The 24,827-nt window shown below is 54.6% G+C and carries 15 protein-coding genes and 1 pseudogene; 7 read left to right on the top strand and 9 right to left on the bottom strand.

The features are described 5' to 3' along the window. Window positions 1-114 precede the first annotated feature (114 nt). The 7 genes from AC6RNO_RS16580 to AC6RNO_RS16610 all read right to left on the bottom strand — a co-directional run bounded on the left by AC6RNO_RS16580 (window position 115) and on the right by AC6RNO_RS16610 (window position 15,329). Entirely contained in the window at window positions 115-2,079 is a 1,965-nt protein-coding gene (locus tag AC6RNO_RS16580) for a glycoside hydrolase family 15 protein (RefSeq protein WP_488438249.1), read from the bottom strand. Between the two features lie 1,123 nt (window positions 2,080-3,202). Beyond that, entirely contained in the window at window positions 3,203-6,214 is a 3,012-nt protein-coding gene (locus tag AC6RNO_RS16585) for a 1,4-alpha-glucan branching protein domain-containing protein (protein ID WP_497106088.1), read from the bottom strand. Beyond that, complete coding sequence (locus tag AC6RNO_RS16590; RefSeq protein WP_497106089.1) at window positions 6,211-6,786, bottom strand: DUF4912 domain-containing protein; 576 nt, start codon at window positions 6,784-6,786, stop codon at window positions 6,211-6,213. The genes AC6RNO_RS16585 and AC6RNO_RS16590 overlap by 4 nt, the downstream gene beginning before the upstream one ends. A 96-nt stretch (window positions 6,787-6,882) precedes the next feature. Beyond that, the gene (locus AC6RNO_RS16595; protein ID WP_497106090.1) at window positions 6,883-7,101 is read right to left on the bottom strand and encodes a KTSC domain-containing protein; all 219 of its coding nucleotides are present in this window, start codon (window positions 7,099-7,101) and stop codon (window positions 6,883-6,885) included. Window positions 7,102-7,158: 57 nt separating this feature from the next. Then, complete coding sequence (locus AC6RNO_RS16600; RefSeq protein ID WP_497106091.1) at window positions 7,159-9,561, bottom strand: sugar phosphate nucleotidyltransferase; 2,403 nt, start codon at window positions 9,559-9,561, stop codon at window positions 7,159-7,161. A gap of 2,178 nt (window positions 9,562-11,739) precedes the next feature. After that, a complete protein-coding gene (locus tag AC6RNO_RS16605) occupies window positions 11,740-14,814 on the bottom strand; it encodes a 1,4-alpha-glucan branching protein domain-containing protein (protein WP_497106092.1) in 3,075 nt (1,024 codons plus the stop codon). 8 nt (window positions 14,815-14,822) lie between these two features. After that, a complete protein-coding gene (locus AC6RNO_RS16610; protein WP_497106093.1) occupies window positions 14,823-15,329 on the bottom strand; it encodes a DUF4912 domain-containing protein in 507 nt (168 codons plus the stop codon). Window positions 15,330-15,531: 202 nt separating this feature from the next. Between AC6RNO_RS16610 and AC6RNO_RS16615 the strand changes: the two genes are divergently transcribed. Then, window positions 15,532-15,954: a hypothetical protein gene (locus tag AC6RNO_RS16615; RefSeq protein WP_474686642.1), complete on the top strand. Its 423-nt coding sequence runs from the start codon at window positions 15,532-15,534 to the stop codon at window positions 15,952-15,954. Window positions 15,955-16,029: 75 nt separating this feature from the next. On the opposite strand, the gene AC6RNO_RS16620 is transcribed toward AC6RNO_RS16615, so the two are convergent. Further along, window positions 16,030-16,815 (bottom strand): response regulator, encoded by a 786-nt coding sequence (locus AC6RNO_RS16620; protein ID WP_497106094.1) that lies wholly within the window; start codon window positions 16,813-16,815, stop codon window positions 16,030-16,032. Between the two features lie 183 nt (window positions 16,816-16,998). On the opposite strand from AC6RNO_RS16620, the gene AC6RNO_RS16625 reads away from it, so the two are divergent. Then, the gene (locus AC6RNO_RS16625) at window positions 16,999-17,619 is read left to right on the top strand and encodes a hypothetical protein (RefSeq protein WP_474686644.1); all 621 of its coding nucleotides are present in this window, start codon (window positions 16,999-17,001) and stop codon (window positions 17,617-17,619) included. Here AC6RNO_RS16625 and AC6RNO_RS16630 read toward each other — a convergent pair. Next, window positions 17,596-18,231 carry a helix-turn-helix domain-containing protein gene (locus AC6RNO_RS16630; protein ID WP_474686645.1) on the bottom strand — a complete coding sequence of 212 codons (636 nt, stop codon included), beginning with the start codon at window positions 18,229-18,231 and terminating at the stop codon, window positions 17,596-17,598. The two genes, AC6RNO_RS16625 and AC6RNO_RS16630, sit on opposite strands and share 24 nt — an antisense overlap. Before the next feature lie 196 nt (window positions 18,232-18,427). Here AC6RNO_RS16630 and sigI point away from each other — a divergent pair, with 196 nt between their 5' ends. From sigI to AC6RNO_RS16655, 5 genes and pseudogenes are all read left to right on the top strand, one after another. Then, entirely contained in the window at window positions 18,428-19,213 is a 786-nt protein-coding gene (gene sigI, locus AC6RNO_RS16635) for an RNA polymerase sigma factor SigI (protein ID WP_474686646.1), read from the top strand. A gap of 24 nt (window positions 19,214-19,237) precedes the next feature. Then, window positions 19,238-20,656: an anti-sigma-I factor RsgI family protein gene (locus AC6RNO_RS16640; protein ID WP_497106095.1), complete on the top strand. Its 1,419-nt coding sequence runs from the start codon at window positions 19,238-19,240 to the stop codon at window positions 20,654-20,656. A gap of 253 nt (window positions 20,657-20,909) precedes the next feature. Next, window positions 20,910-21,526 (top strand): annotated as a pseudogene (locus AC6RNO_RS16645) (class I SAM-dependent methyltransferase). 574 nt (window positions 21,527-22,100) lie between these two features. Continuing rightward, the gene (locus AC6RNO_RS16650) at window positions 22,101-23,117 is read left to right on the top strand and encodes an aldo/keto reductase (RefSeq protein ID WP_497106096.1); all 1,017 of its coding nucleotides are present in this window, start codon (window positions 22,101-22,103) and stop codon (window positions 23,115-23,117) included. 135 nt (window positions 23,118-23,252) lie between these two features. Beyond that, window positions 23,253-24,752, top strand: coding sequence for a leucyl aminopeptidase (locus AC6RNO_RS16655; RefSeq protein WP_497106097.1), 1,500 nt, complete (start codon window positions 23,253-23,255; stop codon window positions 24,750-24,752). Window positions 24,753-24,827 lie beyond the last annotated feature (75 nt).

Genomic DNA, 24,827 nt, shown 5'->3' on the forward strand with positions numbered 1-24,827 from the left:
TTTTAATAATTATAAAATTTTATGAATAATTATACAATGCAAAAATTTACTCCGCGCAAAAAAAAGCTATCCCCTGTCGAAACCGACTTCAGGATAGCTTTTGTATTTGCAGCACTACTGTTTGGCAAGCTGCTTGTATTTGTTCAAGTATTTCACGACGGTCAGCACATAAGTGGCGTGGGACCAGGTGAGCGGAGCGACGGATACGGGCTCGCCTGAAAAAGGATCAAGCTGCTCGGGCAGCACGCCGCTTTCCATGGAATGCCGAACGACCCACTCCAGCGTCCTGCGTGGTGTCTCCAGGTCGGCCAGCGATTTGGCGCACTCGATTTCCCACTCGGCGATCCAAAGCGTACAGATGATCCAGGGGTTCCCCGGAATGTTATCGATGTCGGTGGAGCGCTGGAAGTAATAATCGTGATGATAGCGGGCGATGCCTCCGACGTCGGTTTTGATCGCCAGTCCTGCTTTGTTCGCTTTCATAGTCGATACGACCTGCTCGTCGTCGGCCGGCAGCACGCCGAATTCGAAAATGCCGTAGACGGAGCTTTCCAGCGTCATATCCTTAACCCATTCCCCGTCCTCAAGGTACAAACCGCGCACAAAACGGCCTTCTTCTTCATCCCACAAATGCTTGAGCATGCCGGCTTTAATTTTCTCGGCCGTGTGCTTGTAGCGGTTGCTCCGCTCCTCATCGCCGAACAAATTGCTGAAATTCGAAGCGGCGATCAGCCCGCCGTACACTGCAGAAGCCGTGAAAGTATAAATGCCGTACCGTTCTTCCCAAAGATCGTAGCTCGGCTTAGGCAGGTTCAGCTCCTGATCGATATAAGTCGACATAAACCGGGCCGCTCTGCGAATTAACGTGCGATAAAGCGATTGGGCGAATTCCAGGCTGCCGTGCTTCTGAAAGTCCTGCCACAGGGCAAAAAGGACAAGTGCGGTTTCATCTTCCTGGATCGGCAGCTGCACGCGTCCCGAATGAATGTAAGGATGCCAGCTGGAGCCGACCGTGCCGTCCGGATTGTATTTATGATGCAGATAGCCTTCCGGCGAAAGCACATTAGCGCAAAAGTTGAAGAAAGGAATGATCATGCCCTGATAACCGGCCATGGACATCGCATAGGCGATCAATGCGCCGTCGCGGGGCCACATGTAGCTGTAATGGTCACGATTGCTCTGCATAATGTCCGAGTCGTTGGCGGCGATGATGGCGCCGTTCACATCGGTCTGCGTTCTGACGATCAGCAGGCTCTGCTTATACAAGCGCACTACGTCCTCCGGCAAGTCGCCGTAATCCCGCTCGGACTTGTTAGCCCAGCGCTGCCAGTACACGGTAACCCGGTCAAGCAGCTTGCCGGGGTGGCTGTCTTTGACGTAGGCGTCGAGCTTTTTCACTTCCTCGAGCGTTTTGCCGGCCGTCATCCAGTAGTACATCGTCTGGCTGGCCTCCGGCGGCACGAACAGCCGGAAACTGATCGTGCTGTCGACCGAGCCCTGAGCGATCGCATTGCCCATCAGATGGCCGTCTTCGGCGTCGCGCCAGGTGCCTTCGGCATTGTAGAACCTTTTGACACCCGTAGAATACTGAAAAATACCCTCGGTTCCGGTGCTTCCGTTGAACATGAAATACTTGTCTTTTTTATAATGGAAAACGGTATTGGATGCCGGGTAATAGGCAGCGGTGTCGCCCACTTCCGTTTCGTTAATGAGCAAATCCTGGTTAAAAAATACCCGTACCTCGCGCACCGTATTTCGGTGATTGGTAATTTGAATCCGCTTCAAATAAATGTCCTCGCGCTGATGGACACCGTCGTTTATGAGCAGGGTGATTCCCAGATCCGGATGCGTAGCCGTAACCTTTGTAACGAGAGAATCCTCCACATAAGCGAGATGAAACTGCCATTCCGGTGCGTTCAGCCAAGCAAAGGCGCCATCGACCCAGATGCCTACCCGGCACTGGTATCCGCCGATATGATTGAGCTGGCCGACGAAAGGATAGTACAGATCCCGCATGTAAGAATGCTGATCGAGGTTAATAAGAAATTTTCCGTTTCCGATGACCAGATGTCTAGGCATAAAATCACTTCCCCACTCGTAAGTTTGATCGCGGTAAAACCATGCTCCAAGGGAACTGAAAGAGGTCTACGCGTCTGATGGATCAGCCTACGCTTCATAAGGACACATAGGGCTTTGCCAATAGGTTACCTAATTCTTCCCAAGGAATCAATGATTCTTTGAAAATATTCTGAAAATTGCATGTGACCGCGCTTTCAAAATGGGCACAGTTTCACATATTATTTTATTATTTCCTCGCCGCTATGAAATATACGTGAATTCCGGGGCTTCCAGGAAACGCGGGGAGGCTAGAACGAGGCCGGCATAATCAAAGCAGCGCAATCCTGGTTGCCCAGAAACGCGGAGGCCGGAGCCGGACCGCCCCAATCAGCCTGGTCGCGTGAAGAAGAGCAGCAGAAGCCAGGCTGCCGCGAAACGCGGAGGCTAAAGGCGGACCGCCCCAATCAGCCCGATCGCGTGAAGAAAAGCAGCAGAAGCCAGGCTGCCGCGAAACGCGGAGTCTAGAGGCGGACCGCCCCAATCAGCCTGGTCGCGTGAAAAAAGCAGCAAAAGCCAGGCTGCCGCGAAACCCGGAGTCTAGAGGCGGAATCGTCACAATCAGCCTGGTCGCGTGAAGAAGAAAAGCAAAAGCCAGGCCGCCGTGAAACGCGGAGTCTAGAGGCGGATCGCCTTAATCATCCTGGTTGCTCGGAGAAAAGCAGCAAAAGCCAGGCTGCCCTGAAACCTGCACGCCAAAGCCGGACCCCACATTCAGCCGAATCACGCGAAAAAAGCTGCAAAAGTGCAGTTTTTTGCTCATAGATGGGCTGGAAACGAAATATTCCTAGCAATTGTGCAGGCTTTTCGCCGCGAACGTGGGCTCAGATTCATTTTCATCGAAAATTCCTGCCACAATCGCAGGCTTTTCGCCAAAACGAAACATTTTCATAGGAAAAACCTGCACTTTTGCAGGCTTTAGTCTGGTTCGCTAAGCTGCCTGATGTCTCCCCGCTATGCAGCCTGCGCAATGAGAGACGCGCGTCGGGAAAAGGCGGGCTGCACAGCTGCACCTCAAATTAGGGTTCTTCCGGTTCCCTAACCCTCACAAAGTTACCTCATTTGCTCAGCAATTTGAAATTCCGCTTCATTTTGATAAAACGGTATGGGCTGCCTGCCGATACACGTCTACGGTCGCCTCGCTGATGCCGGTCCAATCGTAGGAAGCTTGAACTTTACGTGCTGCCGCTTCCGCAAGCTGCTTCGCGGACTCGGGGTGCTCCAGCAAATCTGCGATTTGTGCGGCGAGCGCCCGGGCATCGCCCGGGGGAACTTTGCAGCCGTCGACGCCGTGCTCGACGATTTCGGCCAGACCGCCGACATCGGAGACGACCAGCGGCGTTCCACTGGACATCGCTTCCAGAGCGACGATGCCGAACGGCTCGTAAAGGCTGGGAAAGACGCACAATTCGGCGGCTTCCAGCAATCGTTCTTTATCTGGCCCGTCAACAAAGCCGGTGAAACGGACCCGGTCTCCGTAATGGGCGGAGCGGGAACGCAGCTCTTCCAGAGCCGGACCGGTCCCGGCGATGACGAGGAGTGCGTTAGCGAAACGCTTGAGCAGCGGCCGCATGGCGTCGATCAGAATGTGCGCGCCTTTTTCGTGCACGAGCCTGCCCAGGAAGCAGATGATCCGGTCGCGGCCTGCGGTATCGCCAATGGCTTCCGGTAGCGACTGACGGATGGGGGGAGCGGTAGAAGACGTTCCACGATGCGCGCGTACGCCGTTGGGAATAAGGACCGCTCTGCTTTCCGGCAGTCCGAAAAGGCGCTGCATTTCATGCTGCATAAACCGGCTGCAGACGATGACGCGGTCCGCTTCCTTGGTCAGCTTACCTTCCAGGCGATGAATCCGCTGCTGCACTTCGGTCTCCAGCCTACCTTGGCTGCGCCCGTATTCCGTGGCGTGAACGGTGGCGATGAGCGGGATGCCGAGAGTTTGCCTGCTTTCTTTGGCGGCGTAAAAGACGAGCCAGTCGTGAGCGTGAACAAGATCGAAATCCGCATCGTCCCGGAAAAGGCGCTGAATCACTTCTATAAAAGCCATATTCATTTGAAAGACCCAATCGAGAAAATGAACCGGCGCCATCGACTGCAAAATTTGCACCCGATGAATATGCACTTGCCCGGACACCTCGTAGACCGGACTGTCGGTCGCATGGCACGTAATGACATGGACGGTGTGTCCGAGCGTGGCGAGCTGTTCCGATAAGTCGCAGACCGCCCGGGCCAAGCCGCCGATCACGCGCGGCGGATATTCCCAGGCGAGCATGAGGATGCGCAGCTTGCCACTGCCGGGAGCGGCGGGAAGAAACGCTCCCGCTCGTACCTCCTCAAGCTCGCTCGAAGCTGCGTATATGCGGTAATCGAGATCGGGCAAAAACGGCGAGCTGTGCTCCAGCCGATCGAGCAGGTCGCCGGCAGGCTGAGCGGGCGGAGACAGAGCGGGCAAGCCGTTGTCGGTGCAGTGATTGCCGGTGGGCTCCGGTCTGCAGGTCAAAGCATCGGCGGGCTGGGCAGGCGCAGACGAAGCGGACAAACTGGCACCGGCACTGCGTTCATCAGCGGGCTCAAGCATGTCGAGCAGGGCGTGAAAATGCTCCAGATGGCTGTGAATGCGGCCCTCTGCATATTCCGTCACCGTGCCGGCGTCGAGAATGAACGTCCAGTCGCTGCTTTGAGCGAGCAGCAGCTCCCGTGCCGCCTGATTGAGCGCCCGCTTCCGCCAGGCGTCGGGCGGCGAAAGCTCGCACTGCACCCGGGCGGCGGCGCGGATCATCCGGTCCTCGGCTGCATGGAGCCGAGGATGCACCCACTGGCTGCGCGGCTGCAGCCAGACTTCGGCGAAGCCGCCGCGGCCCCAGCTCGATACGGGAAGCTCCGCTTCCGTATCGGGCGGCCAGGCGGCCGCGTAAGCGCTTAACGTAGTCGTCTCCACGACTACGCCCGGGCTAAAGCTGCGCGCGTCATGCAGCCCGCGCAGCACGGCCTCCAGCCACTGGGTACCTTCGTACCACCAGTGGCCGAACAGCTCGGCATCGTATGGGCATACGATGACCGGGGGCGCCCCCTCGCCTGCGGCGGCGAGGCGGCGGATCTGCTCCGCCCGGGCCGCGATGAAATGACCGGCGTGCTGCCGGGCTTTCCGGGCGGCACGTTCCGGGCGGTAGGGCTGTTTGGCGTCTCCGCTGCGGCCGGTGACGCGGTGATACTTCAAGCCCGTATGAATCCGCTTGCCGTCCGGCAGCATATAGGGCTTGATGTACTCCCACTCGGCGCCGCCGTCCGCGCCGAGGTCGTAGCCGATATCGCGGTAATACTCGCGATATTCGCCATCGCCCGGGTACCCGGCCTCCGCGCTCCACACTTGTGTGGAGGCTTCGGGGTCCCGGGCGAAGGCACAGGCGCCGCCGCGCGTGCGCAGGGGCCGGCCTGCGGCGGCTAGCGCGTGTGCGTGCGCCGGAGCGACGAACCAGCGCAGGCCCAGCGACTGCAGGTGGGGCTCCACCGCGGGCGTGTAGCCGCACTCCGGCAGCCAAATGCCTGCCGGAGCAGAGCCAAAATGCCGCCGAAATTCGAGAACGGCGGCTTCCAGCTGCGCGCGCAGCGCGGCTGCGTTCTTGACCAGCGGCAAGAACGCATGCGTCGCGGCGCACGTGATCAGTTCGACGCAGCCGGCGTCGCGCAGGCTGCGAAGCTTGGCGATCAGATCGCCGCCCAGGCGATCGTACAGTTCCAGGAGCCGGCGGTAGCGGCTCCGGTACATGGCGGCAGCGGGCGCGAAGTCGGCATCGCCGCGCAGGCGCGACGCTTCCCGGCCGGCCAGCTCGCTCAGATCGGTCAGGTACCGCTTCATTTTGCGCTGCATGAGCGGGTCTTCCATCATCGCGAGCAGAGTGGGGGAGACGGAGAGCGTCAGACGGAAGCCGACGCCGTCCCGCAGGAGGGAATCCATCATATCGATCAAGGGAAGGTAGCTGTCCGCGACAGCTTCGTAGTACCAGCGCTCTTCCAGGGTGACGTCGTCATCCTCCCGGCGGACATACGGCATATGAGCATGCAGGAGAAAAGCGATGTAACCGTGAGCAGGGGGAGTCATTCGCTGTCGCCTCCGGAGCTGGCATCCGTTTCCTTGGCCGGATAGACGGAATACGCTGAGAATTGGTCATAGCTGAACGGCTTGATCAGAGTGAAGGCGAGCGGAGCTGCGGAGAGGGCATTCCCTTCCGACAGGGAAGGGGTGGAAGCCGTTTCTTTAGCGCCAGCGGGCGTCATGACCGTATTGGAGCGCAGAAGGGGGAGAAACTGGCCGTGACCGTTCACAATGCCCAAATCGGCCGCATAATGCCTGCCTGGGCGGAACCCTTGCAAAAAGCAGGATTCCTCCTGCGGCAGCGGAAGCTCCCACGCCTCATTGGCGACGCTCCCGTCAAAAGATAAACCGGTAACGTCATAAATGCGCAGGCTGGGCAGCAGAGCGAGCCAGTCTTTTCCGAAATGCTCTTGGATCATCGCGGCTTTCCGTGAGGAGAGCTGCCAGTATGCAAACAGGACAAAAGGCGATTGCACGAGCAAATGCAGCGTATCCCGGTCCGTATAATCGGCGTGTACAGTTGGAGTTGAAGTGGAAATCCGACTCACCTTTTCTTTAGCGTGGTTGTTTTGAAGCAACTGCTCTTGAACTGGATTGATTGAGCAACATTGTAGCATACGCTGCGCACAAACGAAAAATCTCCACTTTTGCGAAGTGGAGATCGTGTATGTCATTCACTCTTCCGGCAGTTGACCTTGAGCGTACCGCATTCCGGTAAGCTTCACTAAAGAGTCGTAGCCATTCGTCGAGGTCGCGATCATCTGATAGTCGTCCTGCTTCACATTGGGAAAAGATGCCTTGTAACCGGTATGATATTGAACGATCATACTGGATGATTGATCGTCGTACAGTACATAGGCGATCTGTTTGGAAACGATGGGAATTATGTTCACGCCGCTCTCTCCTTCATCGTGAGAATCGAAAAAAAAATCAACGATATATGTATATGCTCATTGAAGAAGGTTTAGAATTTGTTCTCGGTAGTTGCGGACGAGCGCTTGCGCCAGCATCGGATTATCCGACTGGGCGACGACTTGGAAAGCGGGATCGTCGGCATCGGGAAGCAGCAGAACCCAACCGTCGTCGTGAAAAAATTTAATGCCGTCCAGCAGCTCGACGCGCGAATCTTTCGTGCGCTCCATCATGTTCCGCATCACCCGTCCTTTAACATCCCACGGACATGCAATCCGCTCGCGGTGCAGATGAAAGTCCGGCAGCAAAGAGAGGAGCTCGCTGAGCGGCAATCCCGTTCTATGCAGATGCAGCAGCACGAGTCCGGCCGCAAAAAGCGAATCGAACAGCGGATGCATATTCGTTTCCCGAGTCGCTTCCATTACCGCTCTGGCCCATTCCTTCGTGCGCACAATGCTCGCTCCGAGCCCTTCGGCCATGCTTTCCAGTAGATGCGGCGCGCTGACCGGGGCTCCTATCGTCGATCCCGGGCGGCTGTGAAGGTAGCACAAGTAGAGAAGCACTGTCTGCACGTCTTCGTTCACAAGGTCGCCACGCTCTGTGACGAGCCGCATGCCGCGCCCGTCATCGCTTAGCCGCAGCCCGAGGCTGGCCTGTGAGAGAGGCACAAAGGCGTGGAGCGGCTCCAGCAGGCTGGCCGCCGTCACATGGATCGCTTCCGTACCCAGCTCCTCGAAAAAGGGGATCGCCCATTGCTGAAACCAGGGGCTGGCTTCGATCACGATTTTCAAAGGAGGGACAGCGGTGCGCTCGTCAGCGATTTCTTTAGCCAATGCGCGAACATACGCCATGGTCCATTGGTGGTCCTCTTTGCAACTCCCAACCTGCCCGATAGGAGCACGGGCGTAATCTTCCTGCCAAAAGCTGTTTTCGACTTTACGTTCGGCGTTTCTGGCTATCGGCAGCCCCGAGCCGTCCAGGCATTCGAGAGAGCAGTCGGCGGCTTCGCTGCCTGACCAGGCGATATGAATCCCTCCCGCCGCTCCAAGACTGCGAATGGCAAAAGCGGCTGCAGGCGGCATGCAGTCGCCCAAATCGATCACATGAGTGCCGACCGACTGCAGGCTCGCGATGACGATGCGCTTGAGCAGCCGGCAAAATTCATGCGGGGCGCCGCTCACAGTCAAAACTTTGCCTGCGGCTAACGTCGCGCCGTATGCGGTGGCGAATCTGGCGACGATTTCCGGCGTAAGATCGAGATTCGGGAGTCCGCTGACCCCGGATGTTTTGTATAAGGATTTGGAGGCTTGGTCGCCCCATATAAAAGATGTATGAAGCCGGGTATTATCGCGAATTTGTTTGCCCGGCCATATTTTCACATTCGGCTGAACCGTACTTCCGGAGCCGATTACGACATGATTGCCGACGACGGACCCGTCGCCCAAACTGGACGCCTCCTTGCAAACGATCCGGCTCGTCAAAGTCGACCCCGCTAGCTCGTTCCGTTCGGCGATGTGGTTGTGGTCCCACAGCACGCTGCGGGTCAGCACGCTGCCTTTGGACACACGGTTGTTTTTGCCGATGATGCAGTATTCGCCGATTTCCACATCATCCTCGAGCCGGCTGCCCTCCCCGATGTACGCCGGGCCAAGAATCTTCGCTTTGGCGCTCACTTCCACATTGTCGCCGACGTAAACGCCCGGCTGAATTTGCTTGCCCGGCAGGTTCGCCTTCACTTTGCCCCCAAGCATATCGAACTGCGTTTGCCGGTACTGCTGCAAATTGCCGATATCCGACCAATACCCGCTGCCGACATAGCCGTACAGGGCAAGATTATCGCGAAGCAGCGCCGGAAACAGCTGCTGGCTGAAATCAAATTCCGTACCGGAGGGAACGCGTTCCAGCGCCTCGGGCTCCAAAATATAAATGCCGGTATTCACCGTATCGCTGAACACTTCGCTCCAACTCGGCTTTTCCAAAAAACGCGCGATACGGCCCTGCTCATCCGTCATGACCACGCCGTATTCAAGCGGGTGTGCGACCCGAGCAAGCACCAGAGTAGCGAGCGATTGCTTTTGTTTGTGAAACGACAACGCCTGCTTCAAATCAAAATCGGTCAACGCATCTCCGCTGATGACAACAAAGGTATCGTCCAGAAAATCGTGGGCATTTTTGACGCTGCCCGCTGTACCAAGCGGCACGGTTTCGTCAAAATAGCGTATATTCACGCCGAAGTCCCGGCCGTCTCCGAAATAACTGCGGATCACTTCAGGCAAATACTGCATCGTAACGGCAATTTCATGAATGCCATGGCTCTTCAGCAGCTCGACGATATATTCCATGCAAGGCTTGCCTACAAGAGGTACCATCGGTTTCGGGAGATGACAAGTCAAGGGACGAAGCCTCGTCCCCTTGCCTCCGGCCATAATTACAGCCTTCATTGTGTAACCTCCTAAGGATAAGCTAACAGTTTTCCGAAGGAAAACTTTTTTCGTGGTACCCTGAACGGCCACCAACCGTGATGACCTTTTGACCCCAGCACCGTCCCATGCATCTTCTGCATCCAATCATTGCGAACGCCGCCAACAAACACCGCACCAGTTGCATCCCGACTCACTTTCTCCACGTGAAAAGAATAGTTTCTTCGCAGCAAAATTTCACACCTCAACAAATGGGAACGTCGGAACGGGAATTCCTGCACATTGTATTTGTGTAGAAAGGCGCCTTCCTTTTCAACCGGTTCCGACAAGTAAATTTTGCCTTTCTGAGGCACAATAATTTGTTTGTCGCAGCCGTTCGTGCCAGCGGGCAAGTGGGCAAACGGTGTCAAAAAACTGCGAAGTCAGGCTGTTGAGAAACCCCCTTTTTTCCTGGATGCTCAAAAAAAGTACCAAAAGCATGAGCCAAATACCCCTCTCAGATCGTTTTAAATCAATTTTTTCTCTTCAAGATGAGTGCCCCCACATAAAAATTGATCTGAGAGGAAACCCGTTAGACTTTCTCAACAGCCTGGAAGTGCAGGTCTTTTCAGGTAAAAGCCTGTAATAGTGCAGGAAGTCCCGGTCCTGAAGGTCTTGCTAAAAAAAGCACCGTGCACAGCTCCCAGCCCGTGGTGTTGCGCTGCATGACGGCGGTCGGTCGACTGTATAATTGCAGGAAACCGCGAAGTCGGGGAGCTAATGAGCAAAGATGTACCTTTTACGAAAATAAACAGCAGTTGACCCGTTTATTTTAATTCTGTAGGGTGACGTCTACTGCGTCATGAGAGTATTCGCAGGTTTCCTGCCCGCGCGATCGAAGGTAGCAGTCGATTCGACCGCCCCGACGAGTAAGATTAGCCGTTCCAGAGCTAATTTGTTTGTCGCAGCAGTTCGTGAAGCGGGTATGCAGCCTCGAAAAACTGCAAAAGTGCAGGCTTTTTCCCGGTAAACAGCTTATTTGGAGAAAAAGCCTGCAATAGTGCAGGAATTTCAGGTCCCGAAGGCCCTGAGCGAGAAAATTAGCCAAAAAACCTGCACATTTGCAGGAATTCCGCGAAACCGGGGCATTAATGAGCAAAAAGATGTACTTTTGCAGGTTTTCTGCCCGCATGATCGATGGTAGCAACCGGCTTGACTTGCCCCGACGAGTAAGATGAGTCGTTCCAGATCAGAGCTAATTTGTTTGTCGCAACCATTCGCGAAGCGGGTATGCAGCCTCGAAAACCTGCGAAAGTGCAGGCTTTTTCCCGGTAAACGGCTCGTTTGGAGAAAAAGCCTGCAATAGTGCAGGAATTTCAGGTTCCGAAGACCCTAGGCGAGAAAATTAGCCCCAAAACCTGCACATTTGCAGGAATTCCGCGAAACCGGGGCATTAATGAGCAAAAAGATGTACTTTTGCAGGTTTTCTGCCCGCACGGTCGAAGGTAAGCGATCGATTCGACCAGCCCCGAGGAGTAAGAGTAGCCGTTCCAGAGCTAATTTGTTTGTCGCAGCAGTTCGCGAAGCGGGTAAGCAGCCTCGAAAACCTGCGAAAGTACAGGCTTTTTCCCGGTAAACGGCTCGTTTGGAGAAAAAGCCTGCAATAGTGCAGGAATTTCAGGTCCCGAAGGCCCTGAGCGAGAAAATTTGCCGAAAAACCTGCACATTTGCAGGAATTCTGCAAAACCGGGGCATTAATGAGTAAAAAGATGTACTTTTGCAGGTTTTCTGCTCGTACATGGTACCAGCCACGCCCCTAACCTGCACATCTGCTATCGTACCTTTGGTGGCTCTTAGCGCCCGACGCCCCGGGCTTTGACCGCGCCTTCGGCGGCCTATGACGCCCCGGCCTTTGACCGTGCCAGCGGCGGACCATGTCGCGCCGGGCTTTGACCGCGCCTTCGGCGGCCTATGACGCCCCGGGCTTTGACCGCGCCTTCGGCGGCCTATGACGCCCCGGGCTTTGACCATGCCATCGGCGGACCATGACGCCCCGGGTCTTGGCCGTGCCTGCGGGGGTCTATGGCACTCCGCGGTTTGACCTGCCATCGGCGGCCCATGACACCCCGCGCCCCCGCGCCATCGTTCCTTACTATGCCCATGTAAGGAAAATCTTATTGCGGCAATCCCGGTGGCGGCGGCCGGCCGTGGGCCGCGGGCTTACGCGTTGAGCCGCTGAGCTTGCGCGCGGTCGCCGGCTGCCGCTGCTTCGCTCGGCTCGGGCTGGTAATGATCCAGCTTGCGGTATTCGCTTTGCAAGCTTGCAGCAATTTGATTCCACTGATAGCGTGCCTGCACGAGCCTATAAGCGGAATCGGCCATGCCTGCCGCCTGCTCGGGGTGCAGCAGCGTTTCGCTGACGTGCCAGGCCAGCGATTCGACATGGCCTGGCAGTGCTTTGAATCCGTCGACTCCGTGACGGATAATTTCCGCGAGGCCCCCCGTATCGGATAAGACGAGCGGTCGCCGATAGGCCATCGCCTCCAGGGCTACGATGCCGAACGGTTCGTACAAGCTGGGGATGACGCAGACGTCGGCGGCTTGATAAAGCCGGGAGCGTGCGGCGTCATCGACGAAGCCGGCAAACCATACCCGGTCGCCCAAATGAGCCGCCCGGCTGCGAAGCTCCTGCTCCATCGGCCCGGAGCCGGCGATGACCAACTTGGCGTCCGGGATTTGCCCCAAAATAGCGGGCATGGCGTCGATCAAAATCTGGACGCCTTTTTCATATACGAGCCTGCCGATATAAAAGATGACTTTATCACCGTCGCTCAAAAATTCCAGACCGTGCTCCTGGCGGCCATCCAGGTGGTGATCCAGGTGGTGATCCAGACGGTGCTCCTGGTGGCCCTCCAGTCGATGATCCAGGCGGCCCTCCGTCCGTTCGTCCGTACGGCCCTCCGGGCCACCTTCAGTCCGGCCGCCCAAGCCGCCCACGGCAGTATGGCCGAGCCGGATGCCGTTCGGATAGATGCCTACTTTGTCGTGGGACAAGCTGAATATTTGCTGTACCTGATCTTTCATATACTGGCTGCACACGAACACCCGGCTTGCTTCGTAGGTCAGCTTCCATTCGGTCCGGTGGATTTTGTGCTGGAGCTCGGTATGCAGCCGCCCCTGATTTCTTCCCCATTCGGTGGCATGGATCGTGGCGACGAGCGGGATGCCGTAGCTGTGCTTGATTTCTCTGGCCGTATGCATGACCATCCAATCGTGCGCGTGCAGGAGGTCGATTCTGCCTCCGTGCTCTTTCCAGCGGACAAGATGGTCGATCATCGCCAGGTTCATCTCGAACGTCCAGTCGTAAAAGTGAGTATCTCCCGAACAGTCGATGGGCAGCCTGTGGACGTATACGCCGTTCATTTTTTCAAAATAGGGCGCTCCGTAGTGGGAAGTCGTAACGACGTGCACGATCTCGCCTTCTGCGGCGAGTGCTTCGGACAGCTCGTGAACGGCCCGCGACAAGCCGCCGACATGTTTGGGCGGGTATTCCCAGGCGAGCATGAAGATGTTCGGCCGGTGCCCGGTTTCGGCCAGCAATGCTTCCCAGTCTGTCAGACTGGGAATGATCGGGATGGGCGACAGGCGGTCGATGGCGGCATAGTCCCGGTAATCGATGTCCGGGAAGCAGTTGTCGTGTTCCTCCAGCCCGGCCAGCGCCGCCTCATCAATGGCCCCGCGTTCAATCTGCTCGCACAGGTGATGGAAGCAGCCGAGATGAACCTTGGTCCGGCGAACCGCGTAATCGACGACGGTCTGGGCATCCATAATGAATGCCCAGTCGCTGCTCTGGGCGAGCATAAGCTCCCGGACGGCCTGGTTAAGCGCCCGCTCCAGGAGATCCGCCATCGAATGCTCGCGGCTTTTCAGGTGCTTATGCCTGGTGGCGAGGCGTATCATTCGCTCTTCGGCTTGATGCAGATGCCGGTAGATCCAGTCGTTGTTCCCCTGCAGCCACACTTCAGCCGAGTGATTCCGTCCCCAACTGGATTCGTTCAGCTTGCCGACATCGGCGACAGGATACTCCCGGAGGTATTCGCCGGGCGTAATCATGGCGATTTCGTGCTGGTCGTGAAACGTTTTGCGGCACAGCATCTCGATCCAATCAGGCCCTTCATACCACCAATGGCCGAACAGTTCGGCATCGTAGGGAGAGACGATAAGCGGTTTGCGGTCCAGCCAGCGATGCCAATGCTCGGCCTGTTTTTGGCGGTTGAACAGGAAGTTGCCGGCGTGTTCGGCAGCTTTGTCCAGCGCCCGCTGCGGCCGGTAAGGCTCGCGATGGCTGCCTTTTCCGGTAATGCGGTAGTATTTGATGCCGGTGTTCACCCTCTCGTGCGTAGGCAGCACATACGGGCGTATATAATCCCACTCGCCGGCGTCGTTCCAGCCGAGATCCCAGCCGATATCGCGGTAATATTCCCGGTAGTCGTAGTCGCCGGGATAGCCTTCCGTCGCGCTCCATACCTGGCTGGCCGATTCGGGATCGCGGGGAAAGGCGCTGACGCCGTAAGGGCTCATCAGCGGGGCGTACAGCTCCCGGTTCGGCTGGGGCGACGCGAAGGCGACCGCAGTCGAATCGGAGAAAAAGTAATCGATCCCGTACTGCTTCAGAATCCGGTCGATCCCCGTGGTGAAGCCGCATTCCGGCAGCCAGATGCCCCGCGGCTTGCGGCCGAAATGCCGCTCGTAATCGCGCACCGCGGTCGCAATCTGCGCCTTGATCGCTTCTTCGGTTTTCATCAGCGGGAGGAAGCCGTGCGTAGCCGCCGAAGTGACGATTTCAATATGGCCGCTGTCCTGAAATTGCTTGAATTTGCGCACGAGATTTCCGCCGCAGCTTTCAAACAGCTTCTGCAGTTCGCGAAATCGCCGCGCGTAAAGCTTGGCGAGCGGGAGCAGCGTTTTATGGTTTTGCAGCCGAATCTGCTCCTTATCCGCAAGTCCGATCAGTTTGCTCAAGTATGCGCGGTAGCGCTCCTGCATAAGGGAATCGCCGAGCAGGGCCAGCAGCGTGGGCGTCATGGAAAACGTAAGACGAAAGCCGACCTGATCCGCCGCCAGCCGGTCCATCATCTCCGCAAGCGGCAAATATGTTTCGGTCATCGCCTCGTAAAACCAGCGTTCCTCCATGTAATCGTCCCGGTCGCGATGGCGGATGAACGGCAAGTGGGCATGCAGCACGAGCGCGAGATAACCCTTCAGCTCCGGCTTCTGTTTTATACGGTTCATCATAAAGCAGTTCACCTCGAGTAGGGGGTATAGGGCGTGAAATTTTCAAAAAAGCGCGGAGGAATGCGCCCGCCGGCTGCTCCTGATTCAGCTTCCGGAACGACGCCGAGGATCGCTTCCCCCCATGGGGCTTCCTGATCTTTTGGCGTTGCCGCACAGTTCGAGCGCAGCAGCGGGATAAACTCGCGGTTCCACGTATAAGTGCCGAAATCGAGCAAATAAGTGCGGTCCGCATTCAAGCCATGGATGTACCAGCTCGCTGCTTCCGGTGTCGTCCAAATATCGAAAAAACGGTGCGCGTTGCTTCCGGTAAAATAAATGCCGGTTACATCGTAGACGCGGACGATTTTGGGCATGGTTCCGTAATCGCACTCAAAATGCTGCGAAACGAGCCATCTCCGCCTGTCGCTGACTTCCCAATACGTGTAAAGCGAGCGGGCGTTCACCGGCATGACGTGCAGCAAATCTTTGTGATACCGCTCCGGAACTTCGAAGTCAGCCAAAGGCAATGCTTTCAATCCAAATCCCTCCTTGCGCCGCCGGCATAAGCTGCAGCAGCATCCGTTGTTTGCCGTGTAAGGATGACTGTTTCAGGATTCGCAGGAGGCAAGCAAATTATGCGCGCACTGACAAAAACTGCTGCGGCCGGAAAAAAGGAATTTTGCTTGTTCGAAGCGAATATATTGGGGTATTCCGGGTAATCAGTAAGGAGGGAAATCCATGAGTTTTTGCTGTGGAGCCAGCATGATCGGTACAAAAGGAACGTTAAAGCACATTCGCACCCAAATTCACAATGTGCCTATACTCTTTTGCCCGGTATGTCACCGCATTGAAATTCATTATCTTGTAGAGAGCGAATACGAGATATTGGCGGAATACGCTCATGGCGACGGAGCGGCCGAGGTGGATTTCGCAGAGTATGTGGATGGCAAGGATCACATTCTGCACGATAATTGTGTCAATCACGAGGGCGAAGAGCCTTTGGATATCGTACGCAGCCAAATCGATATGGGGCTTGACCTGCTCAGTGTCGCGAAGACGATCGGCGATACGGAGTGGGAAGAACAGCTGAAAAAAAGATTGAAAATGCTCAGTGCCCGCCGAGACAAGCTGAAAAGCAAAAAAGCTTCGAAGCGCACTTAAACGATAAACAGCCGCTTTCGTTCCGATGAGGAACAAAGAGCGGCTGTTTCTTTTTGGGAGGCTGCCGTTTCCGGTCTAGCGAAGCTCCTGAAGCAGTTTGGCGAACTCCTTTTGCAAATTGCGGCTCAATGGAATTTTGACCTGCGTATGCTGCAAATGGATCAAAAACCGCCTGGAAGCGGGGAAGACGCTTTCTTTTACGTAGGAAATGACATAGCGCATATTGACGAGAAATCCTTTATACGGACTGAACATATAGGTGCTGGACTGGGCCAGGATGTCGGTCAAGTTGGTGCCGGATTCAATCGTTTCCCCGTTCGTCAGGTAGAGCATGGCATGCCGCTTGTCTTCTTTTTCGACGAACAAAATGGATTGTTCCGCGACTGGAATTTGCGACTTTTGATTTTTCACCGTGATCCACGTTGTTCCTTCGCTTCCTCCGGCTCCGGCTTCGAGCGCCGCTGCCGCTGCCCGTTCCGCTGCAATTTCCGCCACTGCCCGTGCGATCGCGGATTGGAATTTGGGGAACAGGACCGGTTTCGATAAAAAATACAAGGAACCGAGATCGTGAAAGCTGGTCAAAATATGGTCGATATTCGTCGTCCCGCTGACCATGATCACTTTTTGCTTATGGCCCGCCTGTCTCAAGGACTGCACCGTAGAAATGCCGTTCAAATACCCGCGCAAGCCGATGTCCACAAGCAGGATGTCCGGTTTGATCTCGTTAAATGTATCAAGCAAAGCTTCGCCGTCGGAAGCCGTAAAAACGACCTGCAATCCGCACTGCGCGCAGTAGTCCTCAAGCATTTTTCCAGCCCAATGGTTATCTTCCACGATAGCAACTGTAAAATGGCCATTCATATGAATTACTCCTATGCCAAAAACTGTTAAACTTTTTATTTCTGTGCCTCTCGAAATGTCAATTTGCACGCAGAAACGGCCAACTTAGTCCGGGAAGCGTCCGAAAGCCCGGATTTGATGTATGATAGTTTCATAGAACGACAAACTTCGAAGCGATTACCGAGTTGAAAAGAGGGGAAACTCTTGAACGCATGGATGCAGGGGGTCATTTCATTGTTGGAATTCGTCCCCATGATTATACTGTCTTTCGTATTGTTCAGGCAAAAAATACAGCCGCATCTGAAAGGAATGGCCTGTACTTCACTGGCCGCAGGAATTCTTGGCGCCTATATGGGCCCGCTTACATACATCGCCGGCATATTTGTGCTTTTTTGCGGATATTTGAAGTTCAGACCTGCAGCCGCCTTGCTTGTGTCGCTGTCCGGGTACACCCTTGCCGTCATCGTCACCACAGGCGTTATTATTACGAGCGATTTGACCGGTGTGGTAGCTTTCTCGGCTGTGACTGAGGATCTTCTGGTATCCAGGCTAATGTCGATGCTGACGTTTCTGGCGAATCTCGCGGCTGCCGCGGTCATTGTCAAATTCAGATGGGGATTTACTTTTTTGGCGCATTACTCGAAATTAACGTTCTGCCGGGAAAATATCGGCTGCTACGGCTTCATGCTCGTCGTTATCGTCGGCATTGTGTTCCGCGATACGCTGCCGGTCAGCATGCTGGATGCGGTCATGCCTTTTCAAATGCTGAGCATGGCGACGGTTCTGTTCATTTATATGACGTTACGAAAAGAACTTTGGTTTTAAAGAAGTGGGGCTGGGCCCGCCTCCCGGTTTGGTGCCTGTATTAGCCGCAACGGATTCCGTAAGCAGCAGGTGAAATTTGCGCTGCGGCAGCGCGGCGATCGTTACGAATCTTCCATTTACCGAGTCTTCGAAATAAAGTTTGCCTTCTTGCGGGGCATACTTTTTTATTTTGTGCAAATTGACAAATAGATGCGTATCCATCTTAATAAAGTTATGCTCTTGTAAAACCTCCAGCAAATCCGTGAACTCGATGAGAGAATCCACATTTTGCCTGGTGATGCGGTCGGAAGCGAAATAGCGGATATCTTTATTGCCGAATTCGACGTACCAAATGTCGCTCAAATCGTGTTTCATTTGTGAAGAACTGACCGGGTGCTCTTCCAGGTAGCCGGCCCGAATCAGCATGTCCGTGTAGGGATAGTCGTAAGCTTGTGACAGCTTTCTTAACGTATCGGGGGACGGTTTGATCACCTCGTTCGTGCTTCGGTTGCGTCCCAGCTCCAGATCCCGGATGTAAGCGTGGGACAAGCCGCTTTTATTCGCCGCTTTGCGAAGTGACATTTTCCCGCGAAGCTGTTCAAGAAATTTTCCGAAACTGTTTGTGAGCTCCAAATAAATCGCCTCCAATATGCCATTATTTTATAGGAAACTGCGAAAAATAGAAACTCCATGTCAGGTTTATTTTGCCATTAGGTGCTGATTTGCTCTGGTATGGTATAATAGGTTTTGTTTTCTGACGGAATTACATAAAGAGTACCCCCGAATATGAAACGTTTATGACGAAATACCTATACTGTGAGGTGGAACGGTGCTACTGGTACTATTCAAGAAGTTTCTCGGAAAAAAACACTCCGGCTCGCCGGGTGAACTCCATTCCTCTCCGCTGGAAGAAACAGTTCATCGCATACAAAGTGGGGATTTGCGGCTGCGAAATCAATTCATCGCCGATTATCAGCCTTATGTGGCAAAAGTAACAAGCAGATTCTGCAAGCGGTATATCGATCCGGCCAGAGATGACGAATTTTCAATTGCTCTCGGAGCGTTCAACGAAGCCATCAGCCAGTATTCGGCGGCAATGGGGAGATCGTTTCTGGGCTTTGCGGAGACCGTCATCAGGCGGAGGCTAATCGACTACTTACGGAAGGAGCAGCGGTTTCAGGGACAAATCCCTTACAGTTCCTTTGAGCAGGAGGATGGCGAGGACAACTTCGTCAATCCGATTGAGATTCATCAAGCGATTGAAGCTTATGAGAAGCAAAAGGGATTAGAAGAGCGCCGGAGTGAAATCATGGAATTCAACCGGTGTCTGAAGGATTTTGACATTGATTTTTCCGAACTGACGGAAGCCTCTCCGAAGCATGACGATTCCAGGCAGATGCTTTTTGGCATCGGCTATACGCTTTCACAGGATGCAGAGCTTATGCGCACTCTGCTGACTAAACGGCAGCTGCCGATCAAGGAGCTGCTTGCCAAGGTTCAAGTTTCCAGAAAAACTTTGGAACGGAATCGCAAATATTTGATTGCGATCGCACTGATTTTTAACGGGCCTTACCCGTATTTGCGGGATTATTTGCAAATTCGTGTCGATGATTGAGGTTACAGAAAGGAAGAACTGCGCATGAACAAAGGAATCGTAATGGAATTGGGCGATAGCACAATCATTGTCATGAGTCCGGACGGTCGGTTCGAGAAGATCCCGCGAGGCACCCGAAACTGCGAGGTCGGGGAAGAAATTGTATACGCTCCGGCCCCGAAAAGCATGAAAATCCCGCGGATGGCCATCTTGTCGGGGTTGACTGCGGCGATTGTACTGTGCTTTGTACTGGTATCGACCCTGTCGGGCAAGGTGCCGAGCGGCCAGGTCGTCGCTTACGTTTCGATCGATATTAATCCTAGCGTAGAGATGGGCATTGACAACAAGGAGATCGTTCAAGATTTAAAGGGGTTGAATTCGGACGGAGAAGCGCTCATCCAATCTATGGTTTACAAAGGAAAGTCGCTGACTAACGTCACTTCGGAAATTTTGGACAAGGCGGAACAGGGGCCGCTTGCTAGCGGAGAAGGGGACATCATCATCAGCAGCACGCTGGTCGAGGATAAGGCGGGTATCGACGATGAGGCGATCGCGACCCAGTTGAAGGAGCAGGTAAACAAACACATTCGGGACGCTCATCCCAATCAGGTCAAAAATTATGAAGTAACTGCGTTTGCCGCACCGCAGGAAGTCAGGCAGGAAGCCAAGGCAAACGGGGTCTCGGCGGGCAAGTACGCGATCTACCTGAACGCGCTCGATAATGGCGCGAAAGTGTCGCTCGACGACATCAAGTCGGTTTCGATTCATCAGCTTGCCAAGGAGAACGGCGGAATCGACAAGATCGTTAAACCCGATAAGCCGATTAACAAGACCAGCCTGAAAAAGCTGATTGAAGAAGAAAAGTCAGGCAAGCTGAGCGAAAAGGTTCAACAAATGGCCAATGAGCGGGAGAACGACGATAAGAGCTCCAAAAACGGCAAAAATGACAAGACAGACAAAAACGGGGACAAAAACGGCAGCGGCAAAAACAACAATAATAACGGCGCCAGCAGCAATAAAAACAACGACAGCGGCCAGAAAAACGCCTCAAATGTCAAAAACAGCGCCAAGCCGACCAAAACGCCTACACCCAAAAACGGCAGAGACGACAACAACTCGGATAAAAACAACAATGACGACGGCCGAAATAATAACGATGATAAAAAGTCGACGAGGAGTCAAGACGATCAGGGCAACCAGGATCGGGATCCGCGAAAAGACCCATCGTCAGGGCCGTCTTTAAGTCCGAACGGGAAACCGTCGGCAAAGCCGTCGGCCAGAGCTTCTTCCACGCCCAAGACGGGCGATTCCCGTTCCAAAGACAATCAGGACGATGGAGACGGCAATAAAGACGACGGGAAAGACAACAAAAAGGACAATAATAAAAACGACAATAAAGACAATAAAAGCAATAAAAACGACAGATCGGGCAAAAACGACAACAATTCCGACGACAACAATTAATAGAGCAGCCCGAAAATCGAGCAAAAGGACTTCAAATTCCGCTGTCAAGCGGAGGATGAGGTCCTTTATTGCCAATTTCATAGAAACTGCGTTCATGCTAACGGAGAGATTTGCTTAATCTAATAATTCGTAATAGACGGCATTTACATAAGAACGTACGTGCGATATGATGGTTTTGCATATATATCCCAATATAGATTTGGTGTTGGATTATTTGGTTACATTTGGTGAATCTCATTTGGGGAGGGACGGCATGGACAAGAATTCTGTTTATAGAACAAACATTATAGGCGGTGGTGAGGTTGGCGCCATCTCGGTCGACATGGATAAGAGTGTTGTTCATGAAACAAACAGCTTATTTTGGGATACAAAAGGAAATGATGTTTTAGGAGCAACCTCACTTCCTTTTTATGGAGCATTTGTCTCAGAAGAGAAATGCCAGCTTTTTGGCGATGTCTCAGGGAAAAAGATTATTTTGACTATGTTTATTCGATTTATGCAATAGGCTGGACAACCGACCTAGAGGGTACTTTTCGCCGGATTGCTTCTTACCTAAAAAAAGACGGCGTATTTATTTTCAGCTGGTCTCACCCTATACACAAATGTGTTGCTGCAGAAAATAATATGCTTGTTTTTAAAAAATGTTATTTCGATGAATCTTGGTATTCGGTATCTCTTGACGGAAGTACGCTAACATTATCGGACCGTAAACTATCAACCTATGTGAATGCGTTGGCAAAAGCGGGATTTGTCATTGAGCAAATGATTGAGCAATCTGATGATGAAATTGTGCAATCGCGTAACAGCGATTTTGCAAAAAAAGCAAAGATGCTTCCTGTAACTTTTGTAATCAAGGCAAGAAAACTATAGTATCCGCCTGATGGTTTAGCAATTCAGAAATCCGCGTAGGATCAACAAATCCAGTCTATAACTTTATTTTCTTCGGACACAAGTTGTATTACAATAGAAATACAGGCTGTTGAAAATAAACGCGCCGGAACCGATAGACGCCAATCCGCCTGACGGTGCGAAGAAAACCTGCAAAAGTACATGAATTTGCGCCCTTGATACGCTGGTCACGAGCAATTCCTGCAATTGTGCAGGTTTTTCGTTGCGCACACGGGCTCAGGTTCATTTTCACCGGAAATTCCTGCACTTTCGCAGGCTTTTCGCCAACATGAAGCATTTTCGCAGGAAAAACCTGTACTTTTGCAGGCTTTCCTCCGGTTCTGGGAGTCTGCCGTTGAACCACGTATGCCAAATGAAGGGTATTTATGCAGCGTTAGCGGCAGTATAGCAGTCATTATTCACCCGGTATGCACAAAAGCAACTCCGTCGGACAGACTCCCGGCTTGCCAAATCGTTTGACACCTCCGCCATGAAGCAGCGTAACCCGCTATTAGCACTATTTTCATATTTGGTAACAGGAAGGGAGTTTTCCAGTTTGAGATACAGTACGTTCGGCCAATCAGGCTACAAAGTATCTTCGCTCGGCTTCGGGGCGATGAATCTTCCTGGGGTGCCGCTGGATCAGGCAAGGGAAGCGTTGAATTACGCGCTTGATCAAGGTATCAACTATATAGATACCGCGGCCGCTTACCGCAACAGCGAAGAGATTATCGGCGAGTGTATCTCGCATCGCAGAAATGAATACTTTTTGGCCACTAAAACGGGCAAGCGTGATTATGCCGCAGCCAAAGAGGAAATTGACCGCAGCCTCACCCGGATGAAAACGGAATATGTAGACCTTTTGCAAGTTCATTATGTCAACTACGTTCACGAATTCAAGCAAATTATGGGCGAAGGCGGCGCCTATGAAGCCGCGCTGGAAGCGCAGCGGGAAGGCAAGGTGCGCTTTATCGGCATAACCGGGCATCGTCCCGATCTGCTGGCGAAATGGATTTCCAAAGGGCAGTTCTCGCAAATTTTGTTCCATCTGAATTTGGCCCAGCCGTTTGCGCTGGATGAGCTGATTCCGAAAGCAACGGAGCTTGATTTGATGAAAGTCGCAATGAAACCGCTATCCGGGGGCTTTATTCAACCGGTAGACCGCGCGATTCGCTACCCGTACAGCCAGAACGTGCATGTGACGATTTCGGGCATGGTGAGCGTCAAAGAGGTGCAGGAAAATTTGGCTGCGCAGGAGCGCGAGGTAGGCGACGAGGAGCGCAGGGAGCTGGAGCAGCTTGCGATTGAACTGGGCGGGCACGACTGCAGACGCTGCAACTATTGCTCTTGCCCGGTGGAAATCGCGATTCCCGACGTGATGATTTCGAGCAAAATCCGCGACAAGTTCGGCTTGCTGCCGAAAGGAAGCGGGTTTTTCGACCGGCAGAAAGACAAGATACTCGCTTGCGCCGATTATGATCCTTGCAAAGAAAAGCCGTTGTGCGAGGAAAAATGCCCGTACCATCTGCCGATGCAAAGCGTCATTCAAAAAGCGGCCCGCTACTACGCGTAGCGGAAAGCCCGGCAATCACGCTGCAGCAGCGCCTGGACCCGTGTCCGTGAGCTTGGCTGCAGCGTATTTTTTTGCTTTTGCAAGGCGGAAAATGGTAGCATGGTTAACAACAAGCGATAAGGAGTAATGCAGCGTATGTTTGAAAAAACGATAAACATAACCGTGAACGCGTTTTCTTCGTTCATGCACGCGGATGCGGAGGCGGACGCCATCGTCGTCTGCCTGACGGAGGCGGAGCTGCGGCAGGACGCGATCCTCGGCCAGCCGCAGCTGGACAGCGCCCTTCGCCGCCTGTGCGAGAAGGGCGTCTTCACTGGCGCCTCGGGCGAGCTTGAGGCGCTGCCCACGCACGGGCTGCTGCCGTACGCGTACGTGCTCGCTGCAGGGCTCGGCCCTGCAGCCACGCGCGATACGCTGCGCGCAGCCGCGGTCTTCGCAGCGCGCGAGGCGCTCGCGCTGCGGCTCGACCGCTTGGCGCTGAAGCTGCCAAGCGGCGTCGACGCGCGGTCAGCGGCAGGCGCGCTGACCGAAGGGCTGCTGCTCGGCGCGTACCGCATCCGAGCGTACCGGCACGGCCGGCCCGAGCGGGCGGAGATCCGCCGGGCCGTGCTGCTGACAGAAGCGGCTGCCGAGGCAGCGCTTCTGGAGGAGGCGATCCTCCGCGCCGAGGCGGTGGCGGAGGGCACGAACTATGCCCGGGATTTGACGAACCTCCCGGGCAACAAACTCATTCCGGCTTCCCTTGCGGAGGAAGCCGTCAAGCTCGCCCGGCACTACGGCTTCGCCGTAGAAGTGCTGGGCGAGCACGACATCGCCGCCCGCGGGATGGGCGGCCTGAGCGCGGTCGGCGGCGGCAGCGTCCACCCGCCGCGCATGATCACCCTCCGCTATGAGGGTGATCCGGGGAACGCCGACGCGCTGGGCCTCGTCGGCAAGGGCGTCACCTTCGACACCGGCGGCGTGTCGATGAAAAAGCCCGAAGGCATGGAGGAAATGATCAGCGACATGGGCGGCGCGGCCACGCTGCTTGGCGCCATGCACATCGTCGGCAAGCTGAAGCCGAAGATCAATCTGATCGTCGTCATTCCGGCGGCGGAGAACGCGACTTCCGGTTCGGCCTACCGCCCGGGCGATATCATCACTTTGCTGAGCGGTCATTCCGTGGAAGTGCTGAATACGGACGCGGAGGGGCGCATTATTTTGGCGGAGGGCGTCGCGTACGCCAAGCAGCTCGGCGCGAACCGGCTCATCGACGTCGCCACGCTGACGGGCGCGATATTGGTCTGCCTGGCCGACGTGGCGACAGGGGCCGTGACGAACGATGATGAGTTCCTGAAACCGCTGCTGAAGGCTGCGGCGGAAGCCGGGGAAAAAGTATGGCAGCTGCCGAACTATCCGGAATACAGAGCGATGCTCAAAAGCGACGTCGCCGACATCAAAAATTCGACGACCGCAGACCGTTGGGCGGGTGCGATTACAGGCGGGCTGTTTATCGGCTATTTTGCCGAAGAAACGCCATGGATTCATCTGGATACGGGCGGCACTGCCTGGCTGTGGTCGGAAAAAGGCATCGAGCCCAAAGGCGGCACAGGCGTGATGGTGCGCACGCTCGCCGCTTACTTGTGCGGCATCTAGCGGCAAAAAAAGTCACCTCGCTTCGAGCCGGCTCCCATTCCCCGATAAGGGAATGAGGGCGGCGTCTAGCGTGGT

Source organism: Paenibacillus sp. sgz302190, from assembly GCF_059820445.1.

What these genes read in the sequence shown, in the direction of transcription:
- AC6RNO_RS16655 (WP_497106097.1), top strand. Translation starts at nt 23,253, where the DNA reads ATGTTTGAAAAAACGATAAACATAACCGTGAACGCGTTTTCTTCGTTC.
- AC6RNO_RS16605 (WP_497106092.1), bottom strand. Translation starts at nt 14,814, where the DNA reads ATGATGAACCGTATAAAACAGAAGCCGGAGCTGAAGGGTTATCTCGCG.
- AC6RNO_RS16640 (WP_497106095.1), top strand. Translation starts at nt 19,238, where the DNA reads ATGAACAAAGGAATCGTAATGGAATTGGGCGATAGCACAATCATTGTC.
- AC6RNO_RS16580 (WP_488438249.1), bottom strand. Translation starts at nt 2,079, where the DNA reads ATGCCTAGACATCTGGTCATCGGAAACGGAAAATTTCTTATTAACCTC.
- AC6RNO_RS16585 (WP_497106088.1), bottom strand. Translation starts at nt 6,214, where the DNA reads ATGACTCCCCCTGCTCACGGTTACATCGCTTTTCTCCTGCATGCTCAT.
- AC6RNO_RS16620 (WP_497106094.1), bottom strand. Translation starts at nt 16,815, where the DNA reads ATGAATGGCCATTTTACAGTTGCTATCGTGGAAGATAACCATTGGGCT.
- AC6RNO_RS16615 (WP_474686642.1), top strand. Translation starts at nt 15,532, where the DNA reads ATGAGTTTTTGCTGTGGAGCCAGCATGATCGGTACAAAAGGAACGTTA.
- AC6RNO_RS16600 (WP_497106091.1), bottom strand. Translation starts at nt 9,561, where the DNA reads ATGAAGGCTGTAATTATGGCCGGAGGCAAGGGGACGAGGCTTCGTCCC.